Consider the following 301-nt stretch of genomic DNA (forward strand, 5'->3'; position numbering starts at 1 on the left):
TCTTCGGTGTTGAGACTGATAGCGTTGCAACGCTTCATCGGCATGCTCCTACAAGGTTCCTGTGAAGACGCATTATTGTAACATAATCATAGCTTTAGGCGCTAAGTCCATGGCATTGGGCCGCGATCTCGGTTGCTTCCGACCGTTCGCCGCCGTTCTTGAAGTAGGCGTCCTTGCTGTGAACCGCAGCATGAGCGACGCCAAGCTGGTGCCCGAGATGCTCGACGATGTCGATCTCGCCGCAGTTGGGCCAGTACCAGCCCTCCTTCTTGTTAAGGCCGTAGACAGAGGGATCTTCCGG

General features: G+C 55.5%; 1 protein-coding gene. It reads right to left on the minus strand.

The features are described 5' to 3' along the window. Window positions 1-94 precede the first annotated feature (94 nt). Window positions 95-301 (minus strand): family 16 glycosylhydrolase (locus tag G3446_RS27410; protein ID WP_164456772.1); only part of this gene is annotated, 207 nt, incomplete at its 5' end.

This window comes from Thiorhodococcus minor (assembly GCF_010820565.1).
GTDB lineage: Bacteria > Pseudomonadota > Gammaproteobacteria > Chromatiales > Chromatiaceae > Thiorhodococcus > Thiorhodococcus minor.